The sequence below is a fragment of the Variovorax sp. 01T439_2 genome (assembly GCF_056398445.1).
The window spans coordinates 1-6921 of sequence record NZ_JBFTPJ010000226.1; the positions used below are offsets into that span (position 1 = coordinate 1).

7 protein-coding genes are annotated in these 6921 nt (G+C 68.3%); all 7 read left to right on the forward strand.

The window, feature by feature from the left end; translation table 11 throughout:
• Window positions 1-306: 306 nt before the first annotated feature.
• Window positions 307-1224 carry a LysR family transcriptional regulator gene (locus AC1DOC_RS12855; protein ID WP_478079853.1) on the forward strand — a complete coding sequence of 306 codons (918 nt, stop codon included), beginning with the start codon at window positions 307-309 and terminating at the stop codon, window positions 1222-1224.
• Between the two features lie 127 nt (window positions 1225-1351).
• On the forward strand, window positions 1352-1744 hold the full coding sequence (locus tag AC1DOC_RS12860) for a cupin domain-containing protein (protein WP_478079852.1): 393 nt from the start codon (window positions 1352-1354) through the stop codon (window positions 1742-1744).
• A 46-nt stretch (window positions 1745-1790) separates the two neighbouring features.
• Window positions 1791-2864: a TRAP transporter substrate-binding protein gene (locus AC1DOC_RS12865; RefSeq protein ID WP_478079851.1), complete on the forward strand. Its 1074-nt coding sequence runs from the start codon at window positions 1791-1793 to the stop codon at window positions 2862-2864.
• Window positions 2864-3484, forward strand: coding sequence for a TRAP transporter small permease subunit (locus AC1DOC_RS12870; protein WP_478079850.1), 621 nt, complete (start codon window positions 2864-2866; stop codon window positions 3482-3484). The genes AC1DOC_RS12865 and AC1DOC_RS12870 overlap by 1 nt, the downstream gene beginning before the upstream one ends.
• Window positions 3481-4881: a TRAP transporter large permease gene (locus AC1DOC_RS12875; RefSeq protein WP_478079849.1), complete on the forward strand. Its 1401-nt coding sequence runs from the start codon at window positions 3481-3483 to the stop codon at window positions 4879-4881. The genes AC1DOC_RS12870 and AC1DOC_RS12875 overlap by 4 nt, the downstream gene beginning before the upstream one ends.
• Before the next feature lie 22 nt (window positions 4882-4903).
• A complete protein-coding gene (locus tag AC1DOC_RS12880) occupies window positions 4904-5623 on the forward strand; it encodes a DUF2848 domain-containing protein (protein ID WP_125966590.1) in 720 nt (239 codons plus the stop codon).
• Window positions 5620-6921: amidase (locus tag AC1DOC_RS12885; RefSeq protein WP_478129891.1), on the forward strand; the 1302-nt coding region annotated here is incomplete at its 3' end. The genes AC1DOC_RS12880 and AC1DOC_RS12885, both read left to right, overlap by 4 nt.

Below are 6921 nucleotides of genomic sequence, written 5' to 3' on the forward strand. Positions count from 1 at the left end.
AAGCCGTGCCGCACCTTGGCCGGCTCTGGGTGCGCCGCGTACATGGCGCGCAGCATCGACACCACCGCACTGACCTGCGTTCCCAGGACCTCCATGGCGCCCAGGCGGCCGCTCGCCTCGAAGACTGCTTGTGGATCGGTGGTGGTCATGCGGGGCTCCCGTCTCGGTGTTGAAGCGCCAGAACGTAAAAAGAGGCCTAATGGATTACATTCCAGCCTCAAATACCCAGAAGTGGTGAGATTTCGGCTCGGTAGCGTGAGATATGTCACACGCATCGCAACGCGCAACTCCTCATAAACTCGTCCGATGAATGTGCGTTTTCTCGAAGCTTTCGTCTGGGTCGCCAAGCTGGGCAGCTTCAAGGCGGCCGCCGAGAAGATGCACACCACGCAGGCCGGCATCTCCAGCCGCATCGCCACGCTGGAAGATCAGTTCGGCGTGCGCCTGTTCGACCGCGAGCACCGCGGCGTGATGCTCACCTACCAGGGCACCGAGCTCATGCCGTATGCCGAACGCATGATCGAGATGCAGGCGCGCATGGTCGCGGCCATGGGCCAGGCCGATGCCTTCTCGGGCATGCTGCGCATCGGCGTGATCGAGACGGTGGCCCACACCTGGCTGCCCGACCTGTTCTCGCGTTTTGCCGAGAAGTACCCCAATGCCACATTGGAGCTGATCTCCGACATCACGCCCAGGCTGCGCGACGACCTGCTGCGCGGCACGCTCGACTGCGCCATCCTGTCGGAAGAGATCACGCCGGGCTTCATCGACAACCAGCGCATTGCCAACCTCGCGATGCGCTGGGTCACGAGCCCCGCGCTGGCGCTCAAGTTCCCGTCGCGCAAGCTGCTGTCCTTTGCCGACATCGCCACGCAGCCCATCATCTCGTTCAACCGCGAATCGAGCGTCTACCGCAACATTGCGCAGAACGCGAGCGGCTGCACCAACCTGCGCGTGAGCTACTTCTCGTCGCTGGGCGCGATGATCGACCTGGCGCGCACGGGCTTCGGCACGGCGCTGCTGCCGCTGGCCGTGATCCAGCAGGACCTGCTGCACGGCAAGCTGGTGGTGCTGGACGTCGACCCGGTGCCCATTGCGCTGCCGCTGGTCGCGAGCATGCGGTTGGAACCGGCGTCGCCGCTGGCCGAGGCGCTGGTCGGCATGGCGCAGATATCGTGCGACCAGTTCATCGCCACCTGCCGAGACGACGTGCTCGCGCCCTGATCCGAGCCACGCCGCGCCCGGCAGTGGGGCGCTTCGATGCGCCAGGGCTGTGCATCACGAAATCCTATCGCCGGCCCAAAGAATTTCCCGTTTGACCCTGCAGGGGCGCGCGACAACACTGCGCGCCATGCACAAGCTCATGACCGGAAAAAGACATCGCGAGTTCTTCGCGATCCGCCCCGATGCGGACGGCACCGAATGGTCGCCGGTGCCCTGCACCGCGGGGCGCATCGAAGAATTGCTGCTGGCCGACAACCTCGACACCGCCGCCTGCACCGGCTCGCGCACTCGCCTGGCCCGCTGGTCGGCCGGCGCGCTGATCGACCGGCCCGTGGTGCACGACTTCCACGAAGAGGTCTTCATCGTCGAAGGCGAGCTGGTGGTCGGCTGCGACGCGGAAGGCGAGGGCGGCGAAGCCTTCGGCCCCTACACCTTCGCCTGCCGCCCGCCGGGTGCGATGCACGGCCCCTTTGTCTCTCGCACCGGCTGCGTGCTGTTCGAGATCCAGTACTACGAATGAACACCCGTTTCCCATCCCGCTTTTTTTCTTGTCCCAGGAGTTCCCGATGAAGCGTCCGCTGTCTTCCCTCGCATCCGTCGCCGTGGCCGCCGCGCTGCTGGCCGGCACTGCCGCCGCCCAGGTGCCGGCCGGCCCGAAGCTTGCCGTGCAGGCCATCACGCAGGTGGCGCCCAACCTGCCGCAGTACACCAAGGTCGACCAGCCGCTGCTGCGCGACGGCATCGCCAAGGCGACCAGCGGGCGCGTGGAGGTCACGCTCTCGTCCTGGCCCGAGCGCAACGTGAACGGCCCTGAAGTCCTGCGCCTGGTGCGCTCGGGCCAGGTCGACATTGCGGCCGCGCCGTTGACCACTGTCTCGGGCGACGTGCCGATGCTCGACGGCGTCGACCTCGCGGGCATGAACGCCGACATCGCCCAGGCCCGCAAGGTGGCCGATGCGATGGTGCCGGTGGCCAACAAGGAACTGCAGCGCCTGGGCATCAAGCTGGTCGCGACCTATCCGTTCTCGGGCCAGATGCTGTTCTGCCGCAAGCCGGTGGCGAGCCTGGCCGACCTCAAGGGCCTGAAGGTGCGCACCAACGGCCCGTCGGCCTCGGACCTGATCAAGTCGCTCGGCGGCCAGCCGGTGTCGCTGGCTTTCGGCGAGGTCTACACCGCGCTGGAACGCGGCACGGTCGACTGCGGCATCACCGGCGCCGGTTCGGGCAATGGCGTGAAGTGGCCCGAGGTCACGACGCACCTCTACACGCTGCCGCTGTCGTGGTCGACCTCCGGCTACTTCGTGAACCTGGCTTGGTGGAACAAGCTCGACCCGGCCATCCGCACGCAGTTCGAGAAGACGATGAGCGAGGTGCAGGAAGCGCAGTGGAAGCTGGGCGTCGAAGCCACCAACGACGGCATCGCCTGCAACGTCGGCCGCGCCGCCGACTGCAAGCTGCACACGCTGATGAAGAAGCCCATGGTCGAAGCCAAGCCCGAAGCCAGCGTTGGCGCGTCGCTGCAGAAGCACCTGGCCGACGAGGTGCTGCCCGGCTGGATCAAGCGCTGCGGCGAACGCTGCGCGGCGGTCTACACGGAGGTGATCGCGCCGATCACCGGCATCAAGTACGCCGCCAAGTGATGTTCCGCGCACTTGAATGGGTGAGCGCCAAGGCGATGACCATCGCCGGCTGGTGCTACCTCGTGATCACCCTGCTGATCTGCTTCGACATCGCGGCCCGGCGCCTGCTGGGCTTCTCGACCGAGGCGACGACCGAAGTCACCGGCTATCTGATGGCCATCGGCATGAGCTGGGGCCTGGCGGGCACGCTGTTCGAGCGCGGCCATGTGCGCATCGACGTGCTGGTGCAGAAGATGCCGCTGCAGCTGCGCGTGTGGCTGCACCTGGCGTCGCTTGTCGCGCTCATGGTCGCTTCGGGCTTCTTCGCCTGGGGCGCCTTCTCTCTGACCAGGGATTCGTGGGACTTCAGCGCCACCGATCTGTCGGCGCTGCACACGCCGCTGGCGCTGCCGCAGGGCCTGTGGGCTGCGGGCCTGGGCCTGCTGCTGCTGGCCGTGGTCGCGCTGGCCGCGCGTGCCGTGCGCCAGCTCGCCACCGGCGACGCCGACGGCATGGACCGCATGCTGATGTCGCGCACCTACGTCGATGAAGCCGCCGAGACGCTGGAGGCCGTGGCCGAAGCGCAGCAGGGCATGCAGCAACCCGCCATGCCCGCCGCGGCAGCAGGAGCCTCCCGATGATCGCCATCGTCTTCATCGTCGCCATCGGCATCCTGATTGCCGGCGCGTCGCTCTTCGGCGTGCAGGGCCATGCGGCCGCGGCAGCCTCGGCCAGCGTGCCCTGGTGGGCACTGGCCGCAGTGCTGGTGGCCTTCGTCGGCTTCTTTGCCGGCGGCATCTACGTGGGCGCGGCGCTGGCCGTGCTCTCGCTGCTGGCGGGCTTCGGCCTGTCGGACCGGCCGTTCTGGAACTTCATCGGCGAGATGATCTGGAGCCCCTCGACCAACTTCGTGCTGGTGTCGGTGCCGCTGTTTTTGCTGATGGGGGAGGTGATGCTGCGCGCGGGCCTTTCGGAGCGGCTGTACCGCGCGCTCAACATCTGGATGGGCCGGCTCCCCGGCGGGCTGCTGCACACCAACATCATCTCGTGCGGCGTGTTCTCGGCCGTGGCCGGCTCCAGCGTGGCCACCGCCGCGACCATGGGCTCGGTGGCGCTGCCGTATTTCGAGAAGAGCCACTACCCGCCCAAGCTGGTGCTGGGCTCGCTTGCCGCCGGCGGCGCGCTGGGCAACCTGATTCCGCCGGGCATCACCTTCATCATCTATGGGCTGATCACCGAGACCTCGGTGGGCGCGCTGTACCTGGCGGCGGTGGGGCCGAGCATCCTGGTGGTGCTGCTGTTCACCGCGGTCATCCTGTACTACAGCTACAGGCTGAAGCTGCATGGCGACGAGGCCTCCAGGGCCATCGGCTGGAAGCACCGCATCGCGAGCCTGTCGGACCTGGTGCCCACGGCGCTGCTCATCGCGCTGGTGCTGGGCACCATCTACGCCGGCTGGGCCACGCCCACCGAATCGGCCGCGCTGGGCGTGGCGGGCAGCCTGCTGCTGGCGCTGGTGGACCGCAAGCTCAAGTGGAAGATGCTGGCCGAGTCGATGCGCGCCACCGCGCGCACCACCTCGATGATCGCGCTGATCCTGTTCGGCGCGTACTTCCTGAACTACATCCTGTCGTCGCTGGGCATTCCGCAGATGCTCGCGAAGTTCCTGACCGGGCTGCCGTTCCCGGGCTGGGTGATCATGCTGGTGATCATCGGCTTCTACCTGGCGCTGGGCACCTTCATGGAAGGCATGTCGATGGTGATCACCACCATTCCGCTGCTGTTCCCGGTGGTCACGGCGCTCGGCTACGACCCGATCTGGTTCGGCGTGGTGATCACCATGCTGGTCGAGATCGCCATGATCAGCCCGCCCGACGGCACGGTGCTCTATGTGCTGCAGGGCATGCGGCGGCAGCCCGGGCCCATCACCGACGTCTTTGCGGGCGTGCTGCCCTTCATGTTCGTCTACATGCTCGCGATCATCGTGCTGATGGTGTTTCCCGCCATCGCGCTGTGGCTGCCGGCCTATCTCATGTGACCCCCTGTTCCCGGAGCCCTTCATGTCATTGACCCTTTCCTTCGCCTGCGAAAGCGTGGCGGCCGACGGCACGCGCTCGTCGCAGCTGCTCGCGGTGCCGCCGCGCCAACTCGTGATCGCCGGCTGGACCGGCCGCGACGCCGCCGCCATTGCCCACCACATCGAAGAGCTCGAAGCCATCGGCGTGCCGCGGCCGTCGAGCGTGCCGCTGTACTACCGCGTGAGCGCCGGGCTGCTCACGCAATCGGCCGCCATCGAGGCGCTCGGCGCGCAGAGCTCCGGCGAAGCCGAGCCGATGCTCTTCTGCGCCGCCGGCGAGTGGTGGCTCACCGTGGCTTCCGACCACACCGACCGCCGCGTCGAGACCTACTCGGTCGCGGTGTCCAAGCAGATGTGCGCCAAGCCGGTCGCAACCACCGCTTGGCGCTGGCGCGACGTGGCGCCCTACCAGGACGAACTGCAGCTGCGCTCGCGCATCCTGGAGGAGGGCCGGTGGATCGACTACCAGCAGGGCACCTTCGCCTCGATCCGCCCTCTGGCCGCGCTGCGCGATGGCATCTACCAGGCCGAGGGCGGCGACGAAGGCCGCTTCATGACCTGCGGCACGCTCGGCGCCATTCCCAACGGCAAAGGCGAGGGCATTCGCCCGGCCACCGAGATGGAGCTCGAGATCCACGACCCGCGCCTGAAGCGCAGCATCGTGCACCGCTACGCCGTGCAGGCGCTCGAGGTGGTCGCGTGACGGCCGCCGCCGGCATGGACATCGCCACGCTGCGCGGGCGCATCGCGCGCGGCGAGGTGTCGCACGAGGCCGTGGTGGCGCGGGCGCTCGAAGACGCCGAGCTGCCTTCAGCGCAGCACGTCTTCACGAAGCGCTACGCGCAAGCAGCGCTGGCCGCGGCGCGCCATGCCGATGCGGCGCAGCGCGCCGGCGTCGTGCTGCCTGCGCTGGCCGGACTGCCCGTCACGGTGAAGGACCTCTACGACCTCGCCGGCGAAACCACCATGGCCGGCTCGGTCGTGTGCGAGGGCGAACCCGCGGCCGCCGCAGACGCCGTGGCCGTGGCCCGCCTGCGCAGCACCGGCGCGGCGATCATCGGCAAGACCAACATGACCGAGTTCGCCTTTTCAGGTGTCGGCATCAACCCGCACCACGGCACGCCGCGCAATCCCGCGGATGCCGCGGTAGCGCGCATTCCCGGCGGTTCGTCGTCGGGCGCTGCGGTGTCGGTGGCGCTGGGCCTTGCCGTGGCAGGCCTGGGCTCCGACACCGGCGGCTCCATCCGCATTCCCGCCGCGCTGTGCGGCCTCGTCGGCTTCAAGAGCACCCAGGCCCGGGTGCCGCGCACCGGCGCCTTCGAGCTCGCGCGTTCGCTCGACACCGTCTGCGCCATGACGCGCAGCGTGGCCGGTTGCCTCGTCGTCGATGCCGCCATTGCCGGCACGCCGCTCGCAGTGCGCCGGCGTCCGCTGCAGGGCCTGCGCCTGGCGGTGCCGCGCACGCTGATGTTCGATGGCATCGAACCGGCCGTGGCGCAGGCCTTCGACCGCGCGGTGAGTGCGCTGTCGGCGGCGGGCGCCATCGTGGTCGATGTCACGCTGGCGGAATTGGCCGAGATCGCTGGAATCAATGCGCCGGGCGGCTTTTCGCCCGTCGAGGCATCGGCCGTGCATCGCGCGCGCATCGGCGCGCAGCGCGAGCGCTTCGACCCGCGGGTCGCGGCCCGCGTGGACCTTGGTATGTCGGTCGGCGCCGCCGATTACATCCTCATGCAGGACCACCGCCGCGAGTGGATCGGCCGCGTCGAAGCCGCACTCGAAGGCTTCGACGCCTTGCTCTGCCCCACCGTGCCGATAGTCGCGCCGGCCATTGATGCGCTCGCTGCCGATGCCGAATTCTTCAAGGCCAACGGCCTGCTGCTGCGCAATACCTTCGCCATCAACTTCCTCGATGGCTGCGCGTTCAGCCTGCCGTGCCATCGCGCGGGTGAACTGCCGGTGGGGCTGATGCTCTCTTCGGTGYGTGGGGACGATGCGCGG